Consider the following 504-nt stretch of genomic DNA (forward strand, 5'->3'; position numbering starts at 1 on the left):
AGCGTTGAACAGTTCGGCAAGCATCGAGAAGGTTAATGCCGCTTTGAACAGTCTGCAAGTGACTGCTGACTCAATGAGAGATTTCATCGATAACAACCCTGAGTATATGCGTTATTTGGCTGAACAAATGGCGGTTGAACTGCAGCCTTTAGTGGACGACATTGACCAAAAAACCGAAGCGCGTTTGTCTCAGTTAGGTGAAGAGCGACAAGCATTAGAAGAAATGGTGGCTAGAGAGCGCCAAGAGATCGCTCTGATCATCACTCATGAACGTGAGAAGTTTGCTCAGGATATGGATAGAGTGTCTAAAGAGGTTGTGAATCTCGCCATGACCAAGTTGATAGAATTAGTGAAGAGCACACTTGTCTACTTTATTCTGTTCATTGCTGCGATATTCTTCGCTCCGCTTGGTTTAGGTTATGTGCTTGGCAAGCGAGCGGCGGTGAAAACAAAAGTTAAACAAAGCTAACGTGTAGTTTAGATACAAAAAGAGCGCTAATGCGC

At 44.4% G+C, this 504-nt stretch carries 1 pseudogene; it reads left to right on the plus strand.

Going from position 1 to position 504, the window contains the following annotated elements:
* A pseudogene (locus tag R7040_RS30380) lies at positions 1-469 on the plus strand (chemotaxis protein); the annotation flags it as partial.
* Positions 470-504 lie beyond the last annotated feature (35 nt).

This window comes from Vibrio sp. 1069 (genome assembly GCF_033340555.1).